The sequence below is a fragment of the Pseudoalteromonas obscura genome (genome assembly GCF_030135505.1).
Classification (GTDB): Bacteria; Pseudomonadota; Gammaproteobacteria; order Enterobacterales; family Alteromonadaceae; genus Pseudoalteromonas; species Pseudoalteromonas obscura.
In genome coordinates this window covers 195535-218322 of the sequence record NZ_JASJUT010000012.1, presented here as the reverse complement: position 1 = coordinate 218322, position 22788 = coordinate 195535, and the positions used below count along the sequence as shown (strand labels likewise).

The 22788-nt window shown below is 42.3% G+C and carries 20 protein-coding genes; 12 read left to right on the top strand and 8 right to left on the bottom strand.

What is annotated here, in order from left to right; all coding sequences use genetic code 11:
- The first annotated feature begins 233 nt into the window (after positions 1 to 233).
- The 5 genes from fadB to QNM18_RS22530 all read left to right on the top strand — a co-directional run bounded on the left by fadB (position 234) and on the right by QNM18_RS22530 (position 5137).
- Entirely contained in the window at positions 234 to 2396 is a 2163-nt protein-coding gene (gene fadB / locus QNM18_RS22550) for a fatty acid oxidation complex subunit alpha FadB (RefSeq protein ID WP_284138495.1), read from the top strand.
- Position 2397: 1 nt separating this feature from the next.
- Positions 2398 to 3564 carry an acetyl-CoA C-acyltransferase FadA gene (fadA, locus tag QNM18_RS22545; protein WP_211013384.1) on the top strand — a complete coding sequence of 389 codons (1167 nt, stop codon included), beginning with the start codon at positions 2398 to 2400 and terminating at the stop codon, positions 3562 to 3564.
- A gap of 180 nt (positions 3565 to 3744) precedes the next feature.
- Positions 3745 to 3984 carry a sulfurtransferase TusA gene (tusA, locus tag QNM18_RS22540; RefSeq protein ID WP_211013383.1) on the top strand — a complete coding sequence of 80 codons (240 nt, stop codon included), beginning with the start codon at positions 3745 to 3747 and terminating at the stop codon, positions 3982 to 3984.
- A gap of 181 nt (positions 3985 to 4165) precedes the next feature.
- Positions 4166 to 4321, top strand: a complete 156-nt coding sequence (locus tag QNM18_RS22535; RefSeq protein ID WP_211013382.1) for a hypothetical protein — start codon at positions 4166 to 4168, stop codon at positions 4319 to 4321.
- A 663-nt stretch (positions 4322 to 4984) separates the two neighbouring features.
- Positions 4985 to 5137, top strand: a complete 153-nt coding sequence (locus QNM18_RS22530; protein WP_211013381.1) for a hypothetical protein — start codon at positions 4985 to 4987, stop codon at positions 5135 to 5137.
- Between the two features lie 139 nt (positions 5138 to 5276).
- On the opposite strand, the gene QNM18_RS22525 is transcribed toward QNM18_RS22530, so the two are convergent.
- The 7 genes from QNM18_RS22525 to dnaA form a co-directional block, all read right to left on the bottom strand.
- Positions 5277 to 5738: an early set domain-containing protein gene (locus QNM18_RS22525; RefSeq protein WP_284138494.1), complete on the bottom strand. Its 462-nt coding sequence runs from the start codon at positions 5736 to 5738 to the stop codon at positions 5277 to 5279.
- A gap of 60 nt (positions 5739 to 5798) precedes the next feature.
- Positions 5799 to 7868, bottom strand: coding sequence for a glycine--tRNA ligase subunit beta (glyS, locus tag QNM18_RS22520; RefSeq protein ID WP_284138493.1), 2070 nt, complete (start codon positions 7866 to 7868; stop codon positions 5799 to 5801).
- 2 nt (positions 7869 to 7870) lie between these two features.
- A complete protein-coding gene (gene glyQ / locus QNM18_RS22515) occupies positions 7871 to 8770 on the bottom strand; it encodes a glycine--tRNA ligase subunit alpha (RefSeq protein ID WP_211013379.1) in 900 nt (299 codons plus the stop codon).
- A gap of 183 nt (positions 8771 to 8953) precedes the next feature.
- The gene (gene gyrB, locus QNM18_RS22510; RefSeq protein WP_211013378.1) at positions 8954 to 11371 is read right to left on the bottom strand and encodes a DNA topoisomerase (ATP-hydrolyzing) subunit B; all 2418 of its coding nucleotides are present in this window, start codon (positions 11369 to 11371) and stop codon (positions 8954 to 8956) included.
- A 12-nt stretch (positions 11372 to 11383) separates the two neighbouring features.
- The gene (recF, locus tag QNM18_RS22505; protein ID WP_211013377.1) at positions 11384 to 12472 is read right to left on the bottom strand and encodes a DNA replication/repair protein RecF; all 1089 of its coding nucleotides are present in this window, start codon (positions 12470 to 12472) and stop codon (positions 11384 to 11386) included.
- Positions 12473 to 12482: 10 nt separating this feature from the next.
- Complete coding sequence (gene dnaN / locus QNM18_RS22500) at positions 12483 to 13586, bottom strand: DNA polymerase III subunit beta (protein WP_284138492.1); 1104 nt, start codon at positions 13584 to 13586, stop codon at positions 12483 to 12485.
- 10 nt (positions 13587 to 13596) lie between these two features.
- Positions 13597 to 15006 carry a chromosomal replication initiator protein DnaA gene (gene dnaA / locus QNM18_RS22495; RefSeq protein ID WP_211013375.1) on the bottom strand — a complete coding sequence of 470 codons (1410 nt, stop codon included), beginning with the start codon at positions 15004 to 15006 and terminating at the stop codon, positions 13597 to 13599.
- Between the two features lie 693 nt (positions 15007 to 15699).
- Between dnaA and rpmH the strand changes: the two genes are divergently transcribed.
- From rpmH to QNM18_RS22460, 7 genes are all read left to right on the top strand, one after another.
- A complete protein-coding gene (gene rpmH / locus QNM18_RS22490) occupies positions 15700 to 15834 on the top strand; it encodes a 50S ribosomal protein L34 (protein WP_005492430.1) in 135 nt (44 codons plus the stop codon).
- 5 nt (positions 15835 to 15839) lie between these two features.
- Positions 15840 to 16253 (top strand): ribonuclease P protein component, encoded by a 414-nt coding sequence (rnpA, locus tag QNM18_RS22485; protein WP_211013374.1) that lies wholly within the window; start codon positions 15840 to 15842, stop codon positions 16251 to 16253.
- A gap of 107 nt (positions 16254 to 16360) precedes the next feature.
- Positions 16361 to 16666, top strand: a complete 306-nt coding sequence (yidD, locus tag QNM18_RS22480; RefSeq protein ID WP_023400954.1) for a membrane protein insertion efficiency factor YidD — start codon at positions 16361 to 16363, stop codon at positions 16664 to 16666.
- Between the two features lie 8 nt (positions 16667 to 16674).
- Positions 16675 to 18306, top strand: coding sequence for a membrane protein insertase YidC (gene yidC, locus QNM18_RS22475; protein WP_211013373.1), 1632 nt, complete (start codon positions 16675 to 16677; stop codon positions 18304 to 18306).
- Positions 18307 to 18690: 384 nt separating this feature from the next.
- On the top strand, positions 18691 to 19425 hold the full coding sequence (locus QNM18_RS22470; RefSeq protein WP_247687583.1) for a cytochrome c biogenesis protein CcdA: 735 nt from the start codon (positions 18691 to 18693) through the stop codon (positions 19423 to 19425).
- An 18-nt stretch (positions 19426 to 19443) separates the two neighbouring features.
- A complete protein-coding gene (locus tag QNM18_RS22465) occupies positions 19444 to 19905 on the top strand; it encodes a TlpA family protein disulfide reductase (protein ID WP_284138491.1) in 462 nt (153 codons plus the stop codon).
- Positions 19905 to 20657 (top strand): TlpA family protein disulfide reductase, encoded by a 753-nt coding sequence (locus QNM18_RS22460; RefSeq protein WP_284138490.1) that lies wholly within the window; start codon positions 19905 to 19907, stop codon positions 20655 to 20657. Before QNM18_RS22465 ends, QNM18_RS22460 begins: the two co-directional genes overlap by 1 nt.
- Here QNM18_RS22460 and QNM18_RS22455 read toward each other — a convergent pair.
- Entirely contained in the window at positions 20649 to 22775 is a 2127-nt protein-coding gene (locus QNM18_RS22455) for a winged helix-turn-helix domain-containing protein (protein ID WP_284138489.1), read from the bottom strand. The genes QNM18_RS22460 and QNM18_RS22455 overlap by 9 nt on opposite strands.
- Positions 22776 to 22788: the final 13 nt, after the last annotated feature.

Here is a 22788-nt window from a genome sequence, read left to right as displayed (position 1 = left end):
GAGAAGCAGAGCGCTAGCTCTGCTCAAATCAAGTTATGCATGATTGAAGGTTTAAATAAACTGAATGCGCAAACCTTAAAACACCTTAGCCCAATCTATGCACTTAGCCACCTTAACATCCCAATTTATGCTTTACAGTAAATCTGCGGTAAATTTTTCATTGCAATTTTCAAATAAAGACGCCACACTGGATGAAATGACAACTCATCGTACCAGTGTCACGGAGAACAAGTATGTTAATCAAGAGCGAGTCCTTTGTCGTTGATTTTTGCAAAGGCAACATCGCTGAGTTTAAGTTTTGTCTACCCGGTTCGGTCAACAAACTATCTCAGCAAACCCTACAAGATTGTGCTAAAGCACTAGCTGAACTCAGCACACGTGATGATGTAAAAGGCCTAATTTTTACCAGTGATAAAGACCACTTTATTGTTGGTGCTGATATCTATGAATTTTTACCTACTTTTAATCGTCCAGAGCAAGAGCTCGTCACTTGGATCAAAGAAGCAACCGATGTCTTCGATGCAATTGAAGACTTACCATTTCCGACCTTATCAGCCATAAACGGCTTAGCACTTGGCGGTGGTTGTGAGTGGGTACTTGCTACTGATTACCGTATCGCAACGCCGAATGCTAAAATTGGCTTGCCAGAAGTTAAGCTTGGGATCATGCCGGGCTTTGGTGGCACAGTGAGATTGCCGCGAATTATCGGTGCAGATAACGCCATGACTTGGATTTCAACAGGTCAAGAAAACCGCGCGCCAGATGCCTTCAAAGTGGGCGCATTAGATGCTGTAGTCGAAGCTGATAAGCTCCTAGATGCCGCCGTTAAAACATTACAACAGGCCATTGATGGCAAGTTAAATTGGCAAGCTAAGCGCCAGCTTAAACTTGAACCTCTGAAAATGAATCGCGTTGAACAAGGTATGAGCTTTGCGATGGCAGAAGGCATGGTTATGGCTAAAACCAAAGGTCATTACCCTGCGCCTGTGATGGCGGTTAAAACCATCAAAGCGGCAGCCAATCATACCCGAGTCGAGGCAATGGCAATTGAAAACGCAAACTTTGCTAAATTAGCTAAAACTCAAGAAGCTGCTGCGCAAACCGGTATCTTCTTGGCCGATCAGTACATTAAAGGTGTTGCAAAAAAACAAGCAAAAGCCAGCCAACTTGATATTCAACAAGCCGCGGTATTAGGCGCGGGAATAATGGGAGGCGGTATCGCCTACCAATCTGCGTACAAAGGTACGCCGATTGTCATGAAAGACATTGAACAAGGTGCGCTTGATTTAGGCATGGGTGAAGCCGCAAGTTTATTGGGTAAAAAAGTAAAGCGCGGTCATATGAAAACAGAAAAGATGGTCGCCACGCTTGGAAAAATTAAACCCACTTTAAACGAGCGTGATTTAGAAAACTCGGACATCGTTGTTGAAGCAGTTGTCGAAAACCCACAAATTAAAAAAACCGTACTGGCAGAGTTAGAGAAACAGCTACCCAAAGGCACAATACTGACTTCAAATACGTCTACTATCCGCATTGACGAATTAGCAACAGCACTTGAAAACCCTGAGCACTTCTGCGGTATGCACTTCTTTAATCCAGTGCCAAAGATGCCTCTGGTTGAAATTATCCGTGGTGAAAAAACCTCCGATGACACGGTTGCTGCAGTTGTGGACTACGCATTGAAACTTGGTAAATCACCAATTGTTGTCAATGACTGCCCAGGATTTTTTGTAAACCGGGTGCTATTCCCTTACTTTGCAGGCTTTAACAAGTTAGTCGTCGAAGGTGCTGATTTCAGTCAAATCGATAAAGTCATGGAAAATGTGTTTGGTTGGCCAATGGGTCCAGCTTACCTACTCGATGTTGTCGGTATAGATACTGCAAACCACTGTACAGGTGTCATGGCTGATGGCTTCCCCACACGCATGACACGCCAAGATAAAGATCCTGTTGCCCTACTAGCCAATGCCAAGCGCTTTGGTCAAAAGAATCAAAAAGGCTTTTATCAATACGCTCCTGACAGAAAAGGCCGCCTGAAGAAAAGCAAAGACCCTGAAGCTCTTGCATTATTAACGCAAATTTGTGACGACACTCAACCGTTTGACAAGCAAACAATCATTGAACGCTGCATGATTCCAATGATTAATGAAGTACTGTTGTGTTTGCAAGAAGGCATTATTGCCTCACCACAAGAAGCTGATATGGCGTTAATTTATGGTATTGGTTTCCCTCCATTTAGAGGCGGTGTATTCCGCTACTTAGACCAAGTGGGATTAAGTGAATTTGTTGCCATGGCAGACAAATATGCCAACCTAGGTGAAATCTATCAGGTTTCTGAGCAAACGCGCAAATGGGCGGCAGAAGGCAAAGTGTTCTATCAAGTGGAGGGCCAGTAACATGGAACATGCAGTTATCGTAGATTGTATTCGCACCCCAATGGGTCGCTCCAAAGGTGGTGTATTTAAACATCGTCGTGCTGAAGACCTAAGTGCACACCTTATGAAAGGTTTACTTGATCGCAACCCGCAAGTTGCGCCGGACTCCATTGATGACATTTATTGGGGCTGTGTTCAGCAAACACTAGAGCAAGGTTTTAATGTTGCTCGTAACGCTGCGCTTCTCGCTGGTATTCCTCACTCAGTACCAGCTGTTACCGTAAACAGACTATGTGGCTCATCAATGCAAGCACTGCACGATGCTGCCCGCGCAATTATGACAGGTGCCGGTGACACATATCTTATCGGTGGTGTCGAGCATATGGGCCATGTCCCCATGACACATGGCGTAGACTTTCATCCTGGCCTTTCAACCTCTGTTGCCCAAGCTGCAGGTGTTATGGGTCTGACAGCTGAATATCTTGCAACGCTTCACGGCATTAATCGAGAGCAACAAGATGCATTTGCTGTGCGTTCACATCAACGTGCACACGCGGCAAGTGTTGAAGGTCGTTTTGCAAAAGAAATTCTACCGACCGAAGGACATGACGAAAATGGCGTTCCTGTATTGGTAGAACATGACGAGGTGATCCGCCCAGAAACTAGCCTTGAAGGTTTAAGCCAATTACGTCCGGTATTTAATCCAGCCAGTGGCACAGTGACAGCAGGTACATCTTCGGCGCTGTCGGATGGCGCATCGGCAATGTTAGTCATGAGCGAAAGCAAAGCCAAAGCGCTTGGTTTGACTATTCGCGCTCGAGTTAAATCAATGGCAGTTGCTGGTTGTGACCCTTCAATTATGGGTTATGGTCCAGTACCAGCCAGTCAAAAAGCCTTGAAGCAAGCAGGCATCCGTGTCGAAGATTTGGATGTGATTGAACTCAATGAAGCATTTGCAGCCCAATCGCTACCTGTCATGAAAGACCTTGGTCTACTCGACGTCGCAGACGAAAAAGTGAACCTAAACGGAGGGGCCATTGCACTGGGCCACCCGCTTGGTTGTTCGGGCTCGCGGATAAGCACATCACTCATTCATATCATGGAAGAGAAAGATGCCAAGTATGGCTTGGCTACGATGTGTATAGGTTTAGGGCAAGGTATTGCGACAGTATTTGAGCGCGTGAGCTAACACGCTTGTTGTTGTCATAGCCAATTTCAACTTGGTGACCAAGGCAAAGTCATGAACAGTGGCTTTGCCTTTTATTATCTATCCTACGTCAAAGAATCCGCAACATTTTAACTTAACCCCTTTAAATCGGCGTGTGTACCACGTTAGAATAGATGCTTTGATATTGGCCAGAGGCGCTTTATGAATTTTGATAATACAGATCATACCTTAGATGCCGTCGGGCTGCGCTGTCCTGAACCAGTTATGATGATCAGAGGTATGGTTAGAAAGATGAATCATGGCGAAACGTTATTGATATTGGCAGACGACCCATCAACTACTCGGGATATACCCAGCTTTTGCGAGTTTATGGATCATACCTTAGTCGCGAAAGAGGTAGATTCATCACCTTATCGATACCTGTTAAAAAAGGGCAAGTAGCTTTGCATTGAAGCTGAATTCACTGCGTTCCTATCATAAAACTTTATTACAGCCCTTTCTCTCATTTATCTTTTATACACCTTGATATTCTTGATGTTTTTATGTCAAATTAGACAAGTGAGATGCTTTAATAAGCACTCGCATACAAAACAAAAGATAATAATAAATAAGGATAGCGACCATGAAAAAACTTTCTTTTACTAAGAAAAAACTTATCAAGCTAACTGGAAATACACTTAACCAACAGGCAACACAGCATATTTATGGCGGTGGCAACGATGGTGAAAACAGCATCAACTCTTGGTGCAGTGGGCCAAACTTAAAGAAAGAAAATTAAACAGAGAGGGAGGTAGCAAGTTTATACCTTGCTATTTCCCATTTAGGTCATAATATAAGGTGCTTTTTACCGCAGACTTCGAGTGTTCTTTTCCCCTTTTTATTGGGTAGAAGATTGAAGTAGTGAGCCTGCTAGTTTAGGCTTACCCACCAGCAATCATCCATCAAATATACAACCAAAGTTATATCTTTGATTCGACTTTTCACCTAGTTTTAATTCCTGCACTTTTCCTAGACTCATAAATGGTACTCTCACGCAATAAATACCATAGTCTCGAGGTTTGGTAATTCATAGACAGGATGGATGTATTAAAATAAAAAAGCCACTTATTCACTAATCAATTTTGAAGTACTGAAATATCTGCAGTATTTAAAAACAGGCGGCTTAGCTAACTTAACAGCCTAACCACCTTCATTACCATGACATTGTCAAAGTAGTTATTACCACTTCTCGTAAATTAAACAATAGGCACTCATATACCCCATAGCCGAGCCTATCGGGCACACAATTACCACCTTTTCATCACCCTGCCGCGAGCACTAACGACTTGGAGAGAAACACAAATTAAACAAAGAAGTAATAAAAAACATACAATGAACTATTTCATGGAGTAATAAGGTAGTTTACAAAATAGGTAAACCATAAAGTAAAAGGAAATATAGTATGAAATTAAAACTCAAAACAAAAAAAATTAAAAACCTAGATCTTCAAGCAATTAAACCAGCACAAACAAATGCCATTGCAGGCGGTAATGATAAGTTTGGAAACTCTTTAAACGTATGCGCATCTCGTGATTACCCTTGCAAGCCTGAATAACAGTCACTCATTTTGCGGCAAGTAAATACTTGCCATTTTAACCTAAAGCCCTTTCATATCCAGTAGCCTCAAGTCACATTACTCGGTGCAAGCCTTTGCTGCTATACATTTGACGAGTATAGATAATCATAGATTGATACTAATCCCTCTGAATTAATACCATTGGTTTTTTAGGCTCTCGATAATCAAATGTGATGCGAAACCAACCTTTTTTATCGGGGATAAAACTAAAGTAGTTGTAGATGGTGTGACAATCAGCAGCCTGTGGTTGACCGAGCTTTAAAACACTATGGAATCGATATCCACAATTGTACCCTTGACTCCATGACCCATCGGCAATTTTAAATTCATGCACCTTGCCTGGACTCATAAATCGTGCACGTACTGAATAAGTTCCATCGCCTTGAGGCTGAAGCTGGTAAATTTCTTCAGCATCCCAAAGACTAAAATCACCACGTAAATACATTGGTCGATCTATTACTTTTGCAACGGGCGCTGAAATTTGTGTGCTTGATTGCCCACTTATTTGTGGTGAAGTGCACCCGACTAAACCCAGTGCAACTAAGATTGATAACGCTATCGTTTTTTGCAATTTTCTCACCTATCATCCTAAATAAAAAAGCCAGCATGCTTGCTGGCTTAATATGTTTAGTCAATACACTTAGTTTTGTAATACTGAAATATCTGCAGTATTTAAAAACAGTCGGCTTAGCTGGCTTAACAGTGCAAGGCGGTTATTCTTAACAGCCTCATCATCAGCCATAACCATGACATTATCAAAGAAGTTATCTACCGCTTCGCGCAAACTCGCCAAACGTGTTAATGCATGCTGGTAATCACCTTGTGCATAGACAGGTGCAAGTTCTTCAGTCAAAGCAGCAACCTGCTCTGATAGTTGCTTTTCAGCTTCTTCGACAAGTAACTCTGTTGAGACAGCAGCGTCACTCGTGACGTTATTTTTCGCCAAAATATTGTTCACACGCTTATTGGCAGCGGCAAGTGCCTCTGCCTCATCGAGTGTACGAAAGTGACTAACCGCTTTAACACGACGATCAAAATCTACTGGCTGAGCTGGACGACGGGCCAATACAGCTTGGATAACATCTACGCTGATCCCTTCATCTTGATACCAGGCACGGAATCGTCCCAACATGAATTCAAACACATCTTCGGCGACCTGATCATTCGTCAGCTTATCGCCAAATAGGCTTTGTGCTTTTGCCACGATATCTAAGATATCGAGTTGTAACTCTTTCTCCACCATTATACGCAGCGCACCGATGGCTGCACGGCGAAGTGCAAATGGATCTTTATCGCCCTTGGGAATTTGGCCAATTCCAAAAATCCCCACTAGGGTATCGAACTTATCTGCCAGCGCAACTGCAAAACTAATTGGGTTTGACGGTAATGAATCACCAGCAAAACGCGGCATGTATTGTTCATTTTGCGCAACCGCAACTTCTTCAGCCTCACCGTCAATACGCGCATAATGCATACCCATTACACCCTGTACATCGGTGAACTCCATGACCATTTCAGTCATTAAGTCTGTTTTACTCAGAAGGCCAGCGCGCTCTGCCAATGCTTTATCCGCACCAAGTTGCTCAGCGATATACCCTGCCAATGCAGCAATACGCTCAGATTTGTCTTTCAGTGTGCCCAGCTGTTTTTGGAATAAAACGCTGCCAAGCGACTCTAAACGACTCTCCAGAGTTTTCTTCTTATCTGTTTCAAAGAAGAACTGTGCATCTGCTAAACGTGGACGAACCACTTTTTCATTACCTGAGATAACCACACTTGGATCTTTGCTTTCAATGTTTGATACAAATAAGAACTTGTTGATCAGCTCGCCTTTGTCATTCAATAACGGAAAGTACTTCTGGTCATCTTTCATCGTATAGATGAGGGCTTCATCTGGTACAGACAAGAACGCTTCATCAAATGATGCGGTCAAGGTTACCGGCCATTCAACTAACGACGTTACTTCTTCAAGTAAGTCTTCATCCATTGCAACAACCGCACCAAGCTTTGCAGCTTCCGCTTCAATCTGAGCACGGATCTGTGCTTTACGCACATCATAATCAGCAATGACATATGCCTGCTTTAACGTGTCAAATATCTCATCGGCATGGGCTAATGTAATTCGCTCAGGGTGATGAAAGCGGTGGCCTTGCAACTCATTACTGATCTGTTTACCTAGTACTTCACCTTTAATGATTTCATTACCAAGTAATGCAGCAACTGTGTGAACAGGTCGAATAAACTGTGTTTTATTTGCTCCCCAGCGCATTGGCTTCGGGATAGGTAGCTTGGCGAGCGCTTTGCCAATCACGTCACTCAGTAATGCTGATGCTTGTTGACCTTTTACAGTCGCCTTGTGAAGTAACCACGCGCCTTTTTCTGTTTCAAGTTTGTCAGCTTCGTTAACCTCAATACCACAACCACGAGCCCAACCTTGTGCAGCCTTAGTTGGGTTACCATCGGCATCAAACGCGGCTTTAATCGCTGGACCACGCTTCTCTACAATTTTATCTTTTTGCTGTGTCTCAAGTTGCTTTACTTGGATACCTAAACGACGAGGAGATGCATACCAACTCACACCTTGGTGACCCAGCTCTAGTGCATCTATCTCTGCAGCTGCGTTTTCAGCGAATGCTTCTGCTAGCTTGCGCAATGCTTTTGGTGGTAACTCTTCAGTACCAATTTCTACTAGTAAATTTTCAGTTGTCATGATCAGTCCTTACAAAGCGGGAAACCAAGTGCTTCACGAGCTTCAAAATATGATTGCGCGCATGCTTTAGATAACGCTCTTACACGCAATATATATCGTTGACGCTCTGTCACAGAAATTGCGTGACGGGCATCTAGTAAGTTAAATGCGTGAGAAGCTTTCATTACTTGCTCATATGCAGGTAATGGTAAGCCCGCTTCAATCAATTTTTGGCTTTCTTTTTCACACTGATCAAACTGCTTGAATAGCGCGTCTACATCTGCATATTCAAAGTTATAAGTTGATTGTTCGATTTCGTTTTGCATGAACACGTCACCATAAGTAACACGGCCCATAGGACCATCTGTCCACACAAGGTCATAAATGCTGTCGACACCTTGTATATACATGGCTAAACGCTCTAAACCATAAGTGATTTCACCTGTCACTGGCGAGCATTCGATACCACCAACTTGTTGGAAGTAAGTGAACTGTGTCACTTCCATACCATTTAACCACACTTCCCAACCTAGACCCCAAGCACCCAGTGTTGGTGATTCCCAGTTGTCTTCAACAAAGCGCACTTCGTGGGTCAAAGTATCGATACCCAATGCTTCTAATGAACCAAGATAAAGCTCTTGGATGTTATCCGGTGATGGCTTCAGTACAACTTGGAATTGATAGTAGTGTTGAAGACGATTCGGGTTTTCACCATAGCGACCGTCGGTTGGGCGACGACATGGTTGAACATACGCGCTCGACATTGGTTCTGGGCCAATTGATTTCAGGAAAGTCATCGGGTGGAATGTGCCCGCACCAACTTCCATATCCAGTGGTTGTGCAATTACACAGCCTTGCTGTGCCCAATAGTCCTGTAAAGCCAGGATCAACCCTTGAAAGGTTTTGATGTCATATTTTTGCATAGTTGGCTTTTATATTTATTTGGTACATGGGACTCAAATCAGCGCTATGAGTACGGCGCAAGAATGAGTTTTAATGATTGAAAATTATGCTCAGTATACCGTGTGCAGTGCACAGAATTAAGCGTTAAAACGAAAAAAAGGAGGGTTTCCCCTCCTTTTTTATACATCGGCTTAGATTCAGTTTTAAACGTCTAGGTTTACTACTCTCAGCGCATTCTGTTCAATAAAGTCACGACGCGGCTCAACTTGATCACCCATTAAGGTTGCGAATAGTTGGTCAGCAGCAATCGCATCTTCGATGGTTACACGTAGCATACGACGTGCATCCGGATCCATGGTTGTTTCCCACAACTGATCTGGGTTCATCTCCCCAAGTCCTTTATAACGTTGTGTATACAAGCCTCGTTTTGACTCATTGATCAACCAGTCCAGTCCCTCTACAAAACTGCTAATTGGTTGTGTCTTCTCACCACGTTGAATATAGCCACCCTCTTCAACAATATGCGCAATTTGCTTACCAGTGTTGGCAATGCGTGTGTAATCTTTAGAAGTGATGAAGTCATAACTTAAGGTATGTGCTTTATCTACACCATGCTGGCGAATATTCACAACCGGATAATACATGTGACGCTCGTCATCATAGCTTACAGATGCAGAGAATATCGTCGCATCATCGTCATGTTTGATAAGGTCAGCAACCAGCGCTTCACTCCATGCTGTTACTTTCGATTCATCACTTAACTCAGCTTCTGCCAATTCAGGTTGATAGACTAAACGGTTCATGATTGCAGCCGGGTATTTACGCTGCAGTCTGCCAATTACATCAACAGTCTTTTGATAGTCGTGTACTAGGTTTTCTAAACGATTACCTTCAATTGCAGCAGCGCTTTCATTTGAATATAACGCAGCGCCATCCAGAGCTAATGTTGTTAAGTACTCTGTCAGAGCGTGATCGTCTTTAATATAACGCTCTTGTTTGCCTTTTTTCACTTTATAAAGCGGTGGTTGTGCAATGTAAACATATCCGCGCTCAATGATTTCAGGCATTTGACGATAGAAGAAAGTCAGTAATAGTGTACGGATATGTGATCCATCGACATCCGCATCGGTCATGATAATAATACTGTGATAACGCAGCTTTTCAGGGTCATATTCATCACGACCAATACCACAACCTAACGCTGTGATAAGTGTCGCAACCTCCTGTGAAGAAAGCATTTTATCAAAACGAGCTTTTTCAACGTTTAGGATTTTACCTTTCAGAGGCAGGATAGCTTGGTTTTTACGATTACGACCTTGTTTAGCAGATCCACCTGCCGAGTCACCCTCCACGATGTATAGTTCAGATAACCCAGGGTCTTTTTCTTGGCAGTCCGCCAACTTGCCTGGTAAGCCTGCCAAATCCATCACACCTTTACGGCGCGTCATTTCTCTGGCTTTACGCGCTGCCTCTCGAGCTCTCGCCGCATCCACAATCTTATTTACAACCGTTTTTGCGTCTTGTGGGTTTTCAAGTAAGAATTCATTAAGCTTTTCAGCCATAGCTTGCTCAACAGCACCTTTGACTTCACTTGAAACCAACTTATCTTTAGTTTGAGAAGAGAACTTAGGATCAGGTACTTTAACACTTACAACCGCTGTCAGGCCTTCACGAGCATCATCACCAGTTGCACTGGTTTTATTCTTCTTATTGAAGCCTTCTTTTTCCATATAGGTGTTTAACGTTCTTGTTAACGCTGCACGGAAACCTGCTAAGTGTGTTCCACCATCTCTTTGTGGAATATTGTTGGTAAAGCAGTAGATATTTTCTTGGAAACCATCGTTCCATTGCATCGAAACTTCAACACTAATGCCATCTTCACGTTCAGTTGTGAAGTGAAAAACACTCTGGTGTACTGGTGTTTTTTTACGGTTAAGGTATTCAACAAAAGCTTGGATACCACCTTCGTATTTAAAGTGGTCTTGCTTATTTTCTTCACGCTCGTCCGTCAGAATGATACTGACACCAGAGTTTAAGAATGATAACTCGCGAAGACGTTTTGCAAGAATGTCATAATGGAAGTTAATATCTGAGAATGTTTCCGGGCTTGGCCAAAATCTCAGTTCAGTTCCAGTTGATTCTGCTTCACCAATCACTGCTAAAGGAGCATCTGGTACACCCATTGTGTACTTTTGTTGATGCACTTGGCCATCTCGGCGGATAGTTAATTGTAGTTTTTCAGAAAGTGCATTAACAACAGAAACACCTACCCCGTGCAAACCACCAGATACTTTATATGAGTTATCATCAAACTTACCACCAGCATGTAGTACAGTCATAATAACTTCAGCAGCTGATACGCCTTCTTCAGGGTGAATTGAAGTTGGTATCCCACGACCATTGTCTCGTACAGAAACAGAGCCATCAGTATGAATAGTAACGAAGATGTCGTCACAATACCCAGCTAAAGCTTCATCGATTGAGTTATCAACAACTTCGAAGACCATGTGATGTAATCCAGTTCCATCATCAGTGTCGCCGATATACATTCCTGGACGCTTTCGTACGGCGTCCAATCCCTTCAGTACTTTAATACTGGATGAATCATAATTATCAGACATGGTTAATTCCAATTAATTTGTTATTAAACGACCATGTTCCACGTGGAACATCTCAATATCTTTATCGAGCTGTTCCACAACAGGCGTTAAACTGTCTGAACTGATTGCTGAAATAAATAGCTGAGAGTTGCAACTCGCAAGTAGCTTAGCAACACACTCCAATGTTTCAGAACTCAATTCAGATGGTAAATCATCGATTAGCAATATTGACTGTTTTTCAGTCTCTTGTTCAATTAAATTATTCTGTGTAATCTTGAGCGCATAAAGTAACAACTTAAGTTGGCCTCTAGACATGATCCCTTCAACATTGTGACCATGCACTTTAAAATTAAAGTCCGCTTTATGTGGACCTCGGCTTGTATAACCAAGTTTTAAATCTCGCTCAAGCTGTGATTGAAGTACTTCTGCCAGTTCCCCTTTCCAACCCGCATCGTAACGAGCTTCAAGGCCTTCAAACACAGGGCTAATCCCCCCTATCTTATCAAAAAAATAGCCTTCAAACCTACTTATATACGCTTTTCGATAGATATTTATTTGCTCAGCCATTTCAACAAACTGCTTGTCCCAAAACTTAATTTGTTCTACGCAATTTGCAGGCTTACTTTTTAACAAAGCGTTTCTCTGCTTGAGTACTTTATTGAAGCTTTTCCAAACATCAAAAAACAAATGTTCCACGTGGAACACACCCAAGTCTAAAAACTTTCTTCGCTCTTTTGGTCCGCCAAAAAACAACTCATAACTTTCAGGTGTAATAACCTGCACAGGTAAAATTTGTGCTAATTCGGCTATTCGTCTACTGGCTTGGCCTTGAATACGAAGCTGGGTATCACCGCTTTGATCTTTGCTAATTCCAATTGGTATAGACAAGTTATGTAATTGTTTTTTACCATGAACAATGCATTTTTCTTGGCTACTGCGGATCATTAATTTGTGCTTGTTGGTACGAAAAGAGCGGCCGCTAGACAAAAAGTAAATGGCTTCTAATAGGCTAGTTTTACCACTGCCATTTTGGCCCAGAATTAAATTTAGATCTTTTGAAGGGGAAATAGAAATCGCCTCAATGTTACGAAAGTCATTGAGGCTAAAATGTGTCAAACTCATAAGCGCCCTTCTATAGGCGCATTGGCATTACAACGTACATCGCATCATCCTCACCACTGCCTTCAATTAAGGCACTGCTGTTCGAATCCGCTAACGTAAACTGAACATCCTCTGTTTTCAAAGTATTCAATACGTCTAACAGATATGAAACGTTAAACCCAACTTCCAAGTCATCACCTTGATAGTTTACTTCTACCGTTTCTTCTGCTTGTTCTTGCTCTGGGTTGTTTGCACTTATCTTCAATACGCCGCTACTGAGGTTAAGTCGAACCCCTCTGAACTTTTCGTTTGATAAGATGGAAACACGTTGAAACGCACTACGCAACCATTCTCTGTTGGCAATAACTAATTTATCACCGCCGCGTGGTAGCACTCGACGGTAGTCAGGAAAACGACCATCGACAAGCTTACTCGTAAATATAACTTCCTGATCAATAATACGAAAATGGTTTGCACCAAATTGTATAGTCAACTCTTCATCATCAGCAGGTAACAAACGCATTATTTCTAACACCCCTTTGCGAGGGATGATCAATTGCCTTTGTGCACCTAGGGATTGCTCAAGTTGCTTCTGTGCAATGGCGAGGCGATGCCCGTCAGTCGCAACGGTTTTTATTTCATTGCCGTCCACTTCAAACGACATACCATTTAGGTAATAGCGAACATCTTGATTAGCCATAGAGAAGTGAGTTGCTTCAAGTAACTTGCGCAGCTCTAAGCGTGTTAGCTTAAACTCTACTTCACCTTGCCACTCTTCCAGATTTGGAAAGTCTTCTGCTGCTAAGGTCGTAAGAGAAAAGCGGCTCTTTCCACTGGTTAATAATACTTGATGCTCCTGAGTGCTAAAGTTTAGATCTGAGTTATCAGGTAAACTCTTACAAATATCTAACAGCTTTTTCGCAGGCAGCGTTAACTTTGTATCTGCGGTGTCATTATCTAACGTCACAGATGCAACTAACTCAATTTCAAGGTCGGTGCCCGTCATAGACAACACACCATTTTTTACTTCTAAAAGCACATTAGACAAAATAGGTAGTGTGTGTTTGCGCTCAATAGCGCCAGACACTTGCATTAACGGCTTTAAAAATTGTTCTCTTACTATCGTTATTTGCATCACTTAACCCTTAAGATGACAATGTTCTGATCAAGTTTTGATAATCTTCTTTTACTTCGTGGCTCTCTTCACGAAGCTCTTTTACTTTACGACATGCATGCAGTACCGTTGTATGATCTCTGCCACCAAACGCATCGCCAATTTCTGGCAAACTATGGTTAGTTAATTCTTTGGATAGTGCCATGGCTACTTGCCTAGGTCGTGCGACAGATCGACTGCGTCGCTTGGAAAGCAAATCGGATACGCGAATGCGATAATACTCTGCTACTGTTCTTTGAATATTATCTATCGTAACCAACTTATCTTGGAGCGCTAATAAGTCTCTGAGTGCCTCCTTGACAAATTCAATTGAAATAGGACGGCCTGTAAAGTTGGCATTTGCGATAACGCGATTTAAAGCCCCTTCCAACTCGCGTACATTTGAACGTAGTTTTTTGGCTATAAAAAATGCCACTTCATGTGGTAAATTTATGTTACTTTGCTGAGCCTTTTTCATCAAAATCGCCACCCGAGTTTCTAGTTCAGGCGGTTCAATCGCAATTGTCAGGCCCCAGCCAAATCGGGATTTTAATCTATCTTCAACGCCTTCAATTTCTTTAGGATAGCGATCTGATGTCAGGATAATTTGCTGATTCCCTTCTAACAGAGCATTAAAGGTGTGAAAAAACTCTTCTTGTGAACGCTCTTTGTTGGCAAAGAATTGAATATCATCAATCATCAACGCGTCTACACTGCGATAATAGCGTTTGAAATCTTCAATCGCATTGTTTTGCAGCGCTTTAACCATATCTTGAACAAAACGCTCTGAATGCATATAGACAATTTTGGCGTCTGGCTTTTTATCAATAATACCGTTACCAACTGCGTGCAATAAATGCGTTTTACCTAGACCAGTACCACCGTATATAAATACAGGGTTAAACGCCGAGCCAGGATTGTCAGCAACTTGTGTCGCAGCCGCTTTTGCCAGTTGGTTAGACTTACCCTCAACAAAATTATCAAAAGTATAATTTTCTTTGATATTTGATTTAACGCTAGATTTCGGAGCCGGTTCAACTTTCACTTCATTGACAGGCATATGGGCCGTGCTTTTTGACGACACTTGTGCCGCACTTGGCGCATGTGTTTCACCGCCAGAAGTGTCCGCTGTTACTTGAGGTTGTACCTGCGCCATTGGTTTGCTACCAACATCGAAGCGCAACTCAGGCGCTTCATCTCCACAGATCTCAATCAGGAGCTCATTTATTCTATTTAAGTACTTTTCTCGAACCCAATCCAACACAAATCGATTAGGTGCATAGATGGTTAAAGTATCTTCGGTACTTTCTGCTTGTAGTGGCCTAACCCACATATTGAACTGCTGCGATGGCAGCTCATCTTGCAAAACATATAAACAACTTTGCCAAACCGACAGATACACATTGCACTCCGAACTAGTTATTATTCCCGTACATCTTTAATGTCGGCCTTTTGCATTCATTCACAAAATAACCAACAGAGTTATTCACAGCTAACTCAGAGATCTACGGAAATGTTTGTATATTATCAATTATTCACAGGTGGAAGCCGGATATTATGAAGTGTTCTTATCCACAACATCAATATTGACTTTTTAAAAAATTAAGATCTCACTAAACAAAAAACACAACCCAATGTTTTATAAGACATTTTAATTTTATATATTTCCAAAGATCTTATCAAAAAAAGAGCAAGATCTCACCATAAAATTAAGATCAATTTGAGTTTTCCAAAGGTTGTTGGCAATTTTCACCCAAGCGCTGTGGAAAACCCTTCAAAGATCAATTAACTTGATCCACAACTTAGATCTGGATCTTATATAGATAGATCCCAATAAATGATCCTTCTTATATATAGCTATAAAAAAGCGCTCGATTTAAAGGCACAGCACAATCTCTACTTATACCTTATTAGGGTATAAAACCTTTCATTTCTGGTTTTTTCACCCAGATTGCCTATAAAATAAGCCTAACAACACAATTATGATTGACTTTCACGCGCGTCGGCTTTAATATCTCGCGCTCGCAATGGCACCTGTGCCAGGATCGCGACCTGCATAGGATGTTTTAACTTTAACCGATCGGATGGATTAGTTATGAAAAGAACTTTTCAACCAAGCGTACTTAAGCGCAAGCGTACTCACGGTTTCCGTGCTCGCATGGCTACTAAAAATGGCCGTAAAGTACTAGCACGTCGTCGTGCTAAAGGCCGTAAAGAACTATCTGCTTAATATAAGTGGAAGGTTTAGGCTTCAGCAGGGAGTTACGTCTGTTAACTCCCTCGCATTACTCCCGAATATTTCAAGAACCTGCACGCGCAGCGACTCCTGTTTTTACTCTCTTGGCAAAACCGAATGATGTTGGTCACCCACGTCTTGGATTAACCGTTGCCAAAAAACGCTGTAAAAAAGCATGTCAACGCAATCGCATTAAACGCCTAGCACGTGAAAGCTTTCGCCTTAACCGCCATAAACTAGATAACATCGATATTGTGTTAATGGTCAAAACCGGTGTAGACGAACAGTCCAATGAAGAGTTAACGAAACAACTTAACAAACTTTGGCGCAAAGTGAACGAGCGTTGTAAACCAGGCGCACCAAAACCCAAACATCATAAAAAACGCCCAACCAACAAAAAGCCTAAAAAATAACAGCGCTTTTGTACTTCTATAACTGTCCTAACATGGCTATTTTAAGCGAATTAGGGTAAGGTTAGCTCACCTTTTAATCACTCAATTATCGAGTCTACCTCGCGACTATGAAACACGCCTCAAAGACAAAAAGCGAGTGGAAACGATTGGTGGATTATCCGCTTTCGGTAATACGTCTGTTTTTGATAACGCTTATCAAAGCCTATCAAAAATTTATCAGTCCAATGCTTGGACCGCATTGCCGGTTTAATCCAACATGCTCAAGTTATGCAATTCAGGCAATTAATTTACACGGAATTGCAAAAGGGAGTTGGTTAGCGGTTAAACGCATATTAAAATGTCACCCTTTAAGCGCAGGTGGGGATGACCCCGTCCCTGAGAAATCGAATCAAGATAAACAACACGAGAAATAAGAGCTGTTATGGAATCGCAACGCACGTTTTTATTGATCGGATTGCTTTTAGTATCTTTTTTGTTATTCAGCGAATGGCAAGAAGAGCAAGCTCAGAGCAAGGCCGAGACCAGTGCTGTCACACAAGTGACCACTTCACCTTCAAATAACGATCAAGCGGATATTCCCGCTTCAAGCGAAGCAGATGTACCGGTTGCACAAACTCAAGCGGTTCGTTCTGTGATCACAGTAACGACTGATGTGCTTGCCGTTAAAATCGACACTAAAGGTGGTGATATTGTTGAAGCTAAATTACTTCAACACGCTGACACGCATGGTAGCGATATACCTTACTTACTACTTGGTGAGTTTGAAGGGAAGCAATACCTTTCACAAAGCGGTTTAATTGGCCTAAACGGCCCTGATGCGTCGAGTGCAGGCCGCCCTGTTTATCAAACAGAACAAAGCAATTACACTTTGTCAGGCGATGAACTGCGCGTACCTTTATCATTTGTCGATAGTAAAGGTGTTCAGTTTACTAAAACATTTGTATTCAAAGCAGGCCAATATGATGTCTCTATGGAGTACGATGTTGTAAACGCAACAGATAACCCTGTTCAAGTTCAGCTGTACACGCAAATCAAGCGCACAGCACAAGACAAAGACAGCATGGTTGACCAAACGTTCCTTGGCACAGCATATGGCACACAAGATGAGCCTTATGAAAAGTATTCTTTCGACGAAATGCGTGAAGCGAATCTAAACAAGAATACCCAAGGTGGTTATGTTGCGTTTATCCAGCACTACTTTGTAAGTGCATGGGTTCCAAGCCAAGAGACCAACAACACCATTTATACCTCACTTAGAAATAACCAAGGTATCATCGGTACAAAGGGCGAGCCAGTAAATATTCAGGCAAACTCTGAAGCCAAGCTGTCGGCTATTTACTACATGGGTCCAAAAGACACCAATGCATTAGAAGCGCTTCATGAGCACTTAGATCTAACAGTTGACTACGGTTGGTTGTGGTTTATCTCTCAGCCACTACTTGTATTACTCAAATTCTTATACGGCATTTTGGGCAACTGGGGTCTGGCTATCATTGGTATCACTGTCATTGTGAAAACCATTCTTTACCCACTTACTAAAGCACAATATACCTCTATGGCTAAAATGCGTGCACTACAGCCGAAGATGCAGCAATTAAAAGAGCGCTACGGTGATGACCGTCAGAAGTTTGGTCAAGCCATGATGGAAATGTACCGCAAGGAAAAAGTGAACCCGATGGGTGGCTGTTTCCCACTGCTATTACAAATGCCAATCTTCTTAGCGCTTTTCTATGTATTCCTAGAGTCAACAGAGCTACGCCACGCTGAGTTTGGTTTATGGCTAACTGACCTTTCTGCTATGGACCCATACTACGTACTACCAATTCTGTTTGGTGCGAGTATGTTCCTAACGCAAAAACTGCAACCCATGACTATCACAGATCCAATGCAACAAAAAATGATGACATATATGCCTGTAGTATTCTCTGTCTTCTTTATTTGGTTCCCATCAGGTCTGGTGCTTTACTGGTTAGTCTCTAACTTAATCTCAATCGCACAGATGCTTATCATCTACCGTGGTATGGAGAAAAAGGGCATTAAAGTACGCGATTAACGCGAATGCTCATCTTAAAAAACGCCCGCTTTTGCGGGCGTTTTTGTTATATAGCTTGTACATACAACCTATTCAACAGACCAAAAAAAGCAGTTTTCACGTTTATAAAAATAGAGTGAGATAGTTAACTATCAGCCAGTTATCGCTTTTTACACAATTCACTCCGGACTCTGTTTGAGCTCCTAAAAGTTATCCCCAACCAAAAGCGCTTTTTTGCCAGATACCTACAGTGTCCAGCTTCAGAACATCTGCTCGATGATGTCGCCACCTCCTTGACCCACATAGAATTTGTTCAACTCACCTTTAAAATCACTTTCAAAAAAACACAAATAAAACCATATAAAACAAAATCTTGATAATTTTTTATATTGATTTGATGATGCTTTGATAGGTCAATTAAACGCTTATGTGCATGCTGGTACACACTCAGAAAAAGATGAGAACCACGAAATGGAGCAACAAATTATTGGGACTTTGAACAGTTTAGATTTAAATGGCTGGTTAATTCCCGCAGTGTTTTTAGTTGGGGTGTTAACCAGCTTAACGCCCTGTGTTTACCCTATTTTACCTATTACCATCGCGACATTTTCGCAAAGAAAATCCCCGCGTATTGCACCTCTACTTTATTGCCTAGGCTTTGCATTTATTTATACTGGGCTGGGCTTAGCAGCCGCATTGACAGGTAGTTTATTTGGTCGAGTAGCCAGCAACCCCTGGATACTGCTGATGTTTGCCAATTCCCTGCTCTATTTTGCTGCTGTAAATAAGGGAATCGTTTCTTTGCCGTCGCTGCCAAATCAACCGCAACTGCGCAGCACATTACCATTTATAGCCGGTATGGCCAGCGCACTGGTTGCAGCACCTTGCACCTCTCCTGTACTTGGAGCATTGCTAATACTCGTCGCATCCAATCAACATCCTCTGCTTGGCGCTATTTTACTATTTAGTTTTGCACTGGGTATGAGCGCGTTACTACTGCTAGCAGGCACGAGCACAAGGCTGCTCTCGAAACTACCAAATTCAGGAAAGTGGCTCTCTTATATCAATAGCTTCACAGCGCTCATCTTAGTGGCGATGGCGCAGTACTTTTTAATTCAAGCAGGCAAAAGCTGGCTCTAACATCACAAAAAGGAAACTATGATGAAACTCCTACTCTCGTTATTAATGTTACTCACAACACACGTATTTTCAGCCACAACTCCCTATCCTCCACTCAATGCAACAACGCTGGATAAGCAGCAAATTTCAAGCAAAGAAAAAGTGACATATCTTAAATTTTGGGCGACCTGGTGTGCATACTGTGTGGAAGAAATGCCACTCTTAGAGCAAAGCTACCAACAAGCTAACAATGGCTATCAGGTTATTTCCATTAATATAGGTTTTAATCAATCTCTGCGTGGCGTTGCCAATTACCTCAAAAAATATCACTACCAGTTCCCAACGGTATTTGACAGCGATGGTAGCATTACACGCCAATATCAAGTCCTAGGAACGCCTCAACATATCTTGTTAGACGAGCATGGCAATGAATTATATCGCTGTGCCCTCTTTACAGATGAACTTGCAGATAAGCTCAGTAAATTGCAAGGGAGTCACTAATGTATATACAAGTTAAAAGGCTCATAATCTTGGGGGTTTTGTTACTCTCCTATAATGCTCAAAGCACCACAGTCGAGTATGTATTCATTAATATATGGGACGAATATACGCATACAACACAGCTGCCTAATACCAAGGTAAAACGTATTTTCATACAACCAGACATCAATGTAGATAAAGCCAGCGTAGAGCTATTTATTGATGCATACCCAATATATCAAGGTCTCACCATAGATAAACACAATCACTTGATGAACAGGTTTCAAGTGAGAAAAACGCCGACTAGCGTGCTGGTGGAAAATGAGCAAGTTATATCGAAAATGCACTTAACTTCAACAGCAAAGACAACTTCTAAACCGAAGCGCTCTTCACCTTTGCAAACCTTGTCAGGGAAACCGCTGTTAAAAACACGTTTGCAACAAGACTATCAAGTGCTATTTTTTAGCGACAGTTTGTGCCCCTTCCAGCATATTCCTGCATGTGAAAAACGCATTGCTCAAAACAACCAATTGGCGAAAAAAAGACCTGAAATATTTTTAACCGTGATCAAACCCTTTTATGTCGACGAACATAGTGCCTATGCATATCAAAAACGCTTTGCCGTGCAACATGATATGGTATTTGATACGTACAATCAGCTATTCGAATACTACCAAATAAATGAATTGCCTTACTGGGTCGTATTCGACACTCAGGGCAAAGTTATTTACAGAGGGGCACATATGCCAACAAAGGATCTTATATCACTCTAGAACCCATTTACTTTGGCAATATACACTGTAGGGCGCATCCAATAGCATTATGTGTTTGATGTGATTGTGCCCTGCTTGTTGTTTATATTCGTCGAGCTGCTGCAACAAAGGTGCGCTGTTTTTCAGCACGCTCAACAGCTCTGTGCTTCTTTGTTCAAGCGCTTTATTTTGCGTCATATGCGCCGCTATAGATGAGTAAAACAACATCAAATGTACGTCTTTATTTTTGTCCAAGTCGACTAAGCTGATAGCACGCTCAGGTTGACCGCGCAGTAGGTGTATATACATCTGAGTATACGCGGCATAAGTCGCAGCTTCACTGATTGAAAAGCGCTGATAATCAGCCAAAGCGCGCTCAGTCAGTGTTTGTGCTTTGTCTAAATTGTCAAGTTTTAGCCAAGTCCAAGCCAACAAGAGTGTCGCGTTTGTACGTGTCATAACAGAAGTATCTGGCGCAGCCAGTAGCACGCTAAATTGTCGTTGAGCAGCTTGAGTAGCATCCATATCACTGTGGGTGAGGCCAATGTCCATAAACGCCATCGCCTTGAGCAAATTAAGCTGTTCGATAGCTGAGTTAAACTGTTCGTTTAGTTCAACTTGATTGAGATAATAAAGTGCTTTCTCCCCTTTATGTAGCTGTATATAGTAAAACCCCAAGTAAGTAAGCACTTGCGTTTTAAGGTGGAAATTACCGCTGTCAGAGATAATCTGAAGTGCCTCCAATAAACTCTTTTCACTTTCGCTCACCGGAACTAAATAGTTTTGACCATACGCGAATAAGCTTTTCGCCAAGTCAATTTTATCCTTGCTCTGACGGTAGTACTCAATAGCATGACTCAGCACCTTTTTGCTCTGCGCTAGGTTGAGCAAGTTTTTTCCTTGTGGGCCTGCTGCTGGCGGATTCGCCAAATAAAATGAACGCTGTGCTTCACTGTATGCAAATGACCGACTACCAACGAGTGCGTAAGCTGCATTCATCGCCATCGTGTAGTCCTGCCATTGCAATAGGTGCCAGGCAATATCGGCCCGAAGTTGATAAGCACTGGCTATCAATTCAATTTGCTGGCTTTGCTGTGCCAATATGAGTGCAGACTGTGCATTTTTCTTTGCTTGCGAAAACTCACCAAGTGCTTTTTGAAATGCGCCTAAATAAAGGTAGTAACGCGCCTGCAAAACAGCCGATGCATGAGTGATGTCCAACGCAGCAAAGCGTGCTCTTGCTTGTGATATATCACCTTGATGCCATGCAATTTGAGCCAACTCCAATTGTGAAGGCAAATGATGAGGCGCTAAGACCAACGCAGCCTCAAAATAAGGCTTAGCCAATTGAGGTCCAAACTCATTTAAAGCTTGAAGCCCGCGATAATAATCAGCTAGTCCCGGGCTTGGATCGATATGATTGTCTAGACGCGTCACTTGGCCTTGCAACATAAACAACAATTGCTGTGCGATCTCGGTAAAGTTCTGATCCAAATGTTCGACCACCACTTCAGCATGACGGCTATCGAGCCTAGCCTGCAATAAAAAGCGTTGTTGCATCGGTTTTAGCGTCAACCTCAACTGTGACGGCTGCTCCTCTGTCGGCAACGTCAAAAGTTCTGGAGTTTGACTTTTAGGCAGTAATCGATGGGTGTGCTGCAGATGCTCTTTAAGCACGCTTTCAAGTGCATAACCCCACCAAGCGTTAGCTTGTACTCCGGTTTCATTGCGCAGTGGCAAAATCAAAAGTGCGGACTTTTGAACCTCTTGCACTTCTGCTCTCTCCAAAAATGCAGATGTTACGATTGACGTACCAACCGTGATAGCCGTAGCACCACATATGGCCAACACTAACCTAAGCTGTTTTTTAGCGCACTTTTGGGCTTTAACATCGCAGATCCATTGATAGCCTTGTTGAGGCAATGTCCGAATGTAAGTTGGATGTTGTGCGTTGTCACCTAAAGCTTGACGCAATTCATTGATGCTTTGGGTCAGCGCCGCTTCTCTATACTCTCCATGTTGCCATAAGTCTGAAAGTAGCGACTCCCGTTTGATCACTTGATGTGGGTTTGCCAAAAAATAAGCTAGCAATTGCAGTACTTTAGGCCGCAGGGAGTATCGCTCTTGCTGTTGGTACAAAACCTACTTTTCA

What these genes read in the sequence shown, in the direction of transcription:
- QNM18_RS22465 (WP_284138491.1), top strand. Translation starts at nt 19,444, where the DNA reads ATGATGAAACTCCTACTCTCGTTATTAATGTTACTCACAACACACGTA.
- gyrB (WP_211013378.1), bottom strand. Translation starts at nt 11,371, where the DNA reads ATGTCTGATAATTATGATTCATCCAGTATTAAAGTACTGAAGGGATTG.
- glyS (WP_284138493.1), bottom strand. Translation starts at nt 7,868, where the DNA reads ATGACAACTGAAAATTTACTAGTAGAAATTGGTACTGAAGAGTTACCA.
- yidD (WP_023400954.1), top strand. Translation starts at nt 16,361, where the DNA reads ATGAAACACGCCTCAAAGACAAAAAGCGAGTGGAAACGATTGGTGGAT.
- fadB (WP_284138495.1), top strand. Translation starts at nt 234, where the DNA reads ATGTTAATCAAGAGCGAGTCCTTTGTCGTTGATTTTTGCAAAGGCAAC.
- glyQ (WP_211013379.1), bottom strand. Translation starts at nt 8,770, where the DNA reads ATGCAAAAATATGACATCAAAACCTTTCAAGGGTTGATCCTGGCTTTA.
- tusA (WP_211013383.1), top strand. Translation starts at nt 3,745, where the DNA reads ATGAATTTTGATAATACAGATCATACCTTAGATGCCGTCGGGCTGCGC.
- yidC (WP_211013373.1), top strand. Translation starts at nt 16,675, where the DNA reads ATGGAATCGCAACGCACGTTTTTATTGATCGGATTGCTTTTAGTATCT.
- QNM18_RS22460 (WP_284138490.1), top strand. Translation starts at nt 19,905, where the DNA reads ATGTATATACAAGTTAAAAGGCTCATAATCTTGGGGGTTTTGTTACTC.
- QNM18_RS22530 (WP_211013381.1), top strand. Translation starts at nt 4,985, where the DNA reads ATGAAATTAAAACTCAAAACAAAAAAAATTAAAAACCTAGATCTTCAA.
- dnaN (WP_284138492.1), bottom strand. Translation starts at nt 13,586, where the DNA reads ATGCAAATAACGATAGTAAGAGAACAATTTTTAAAGCCGTTAATGCAA.
- rpmH (WP_005492430.1), top strand. Translation starts at nt 15,700, where the DNA reads ATGAAAAGAACTTTTCAACCAAGCGTACTTAAGCGCAAGCGTACTCAC.
- fadA (WP_211013384.1), top strand. Translation starts at nt 2,398, where the DNA reads ATGGAACATGCAGTTATCGTAGATTGTATTCGCACCCCAATGGGTCGC.
- recF (WP_211013377.1), bottom strand. Translation starts at nt 12,472, where the DNA reads ATGAGTTTGACACATTTTAGCCTCAATGACTTTCGTAACATTGAGGCG.
- QNM18_RS22535 (WP_211013382.1), top strand. Translation starts at nt 4,166, where the DNA reads ATGAAAAAACTTTCTTTTACTAAGAAAAAACTTATCAAGCTAACTGGA.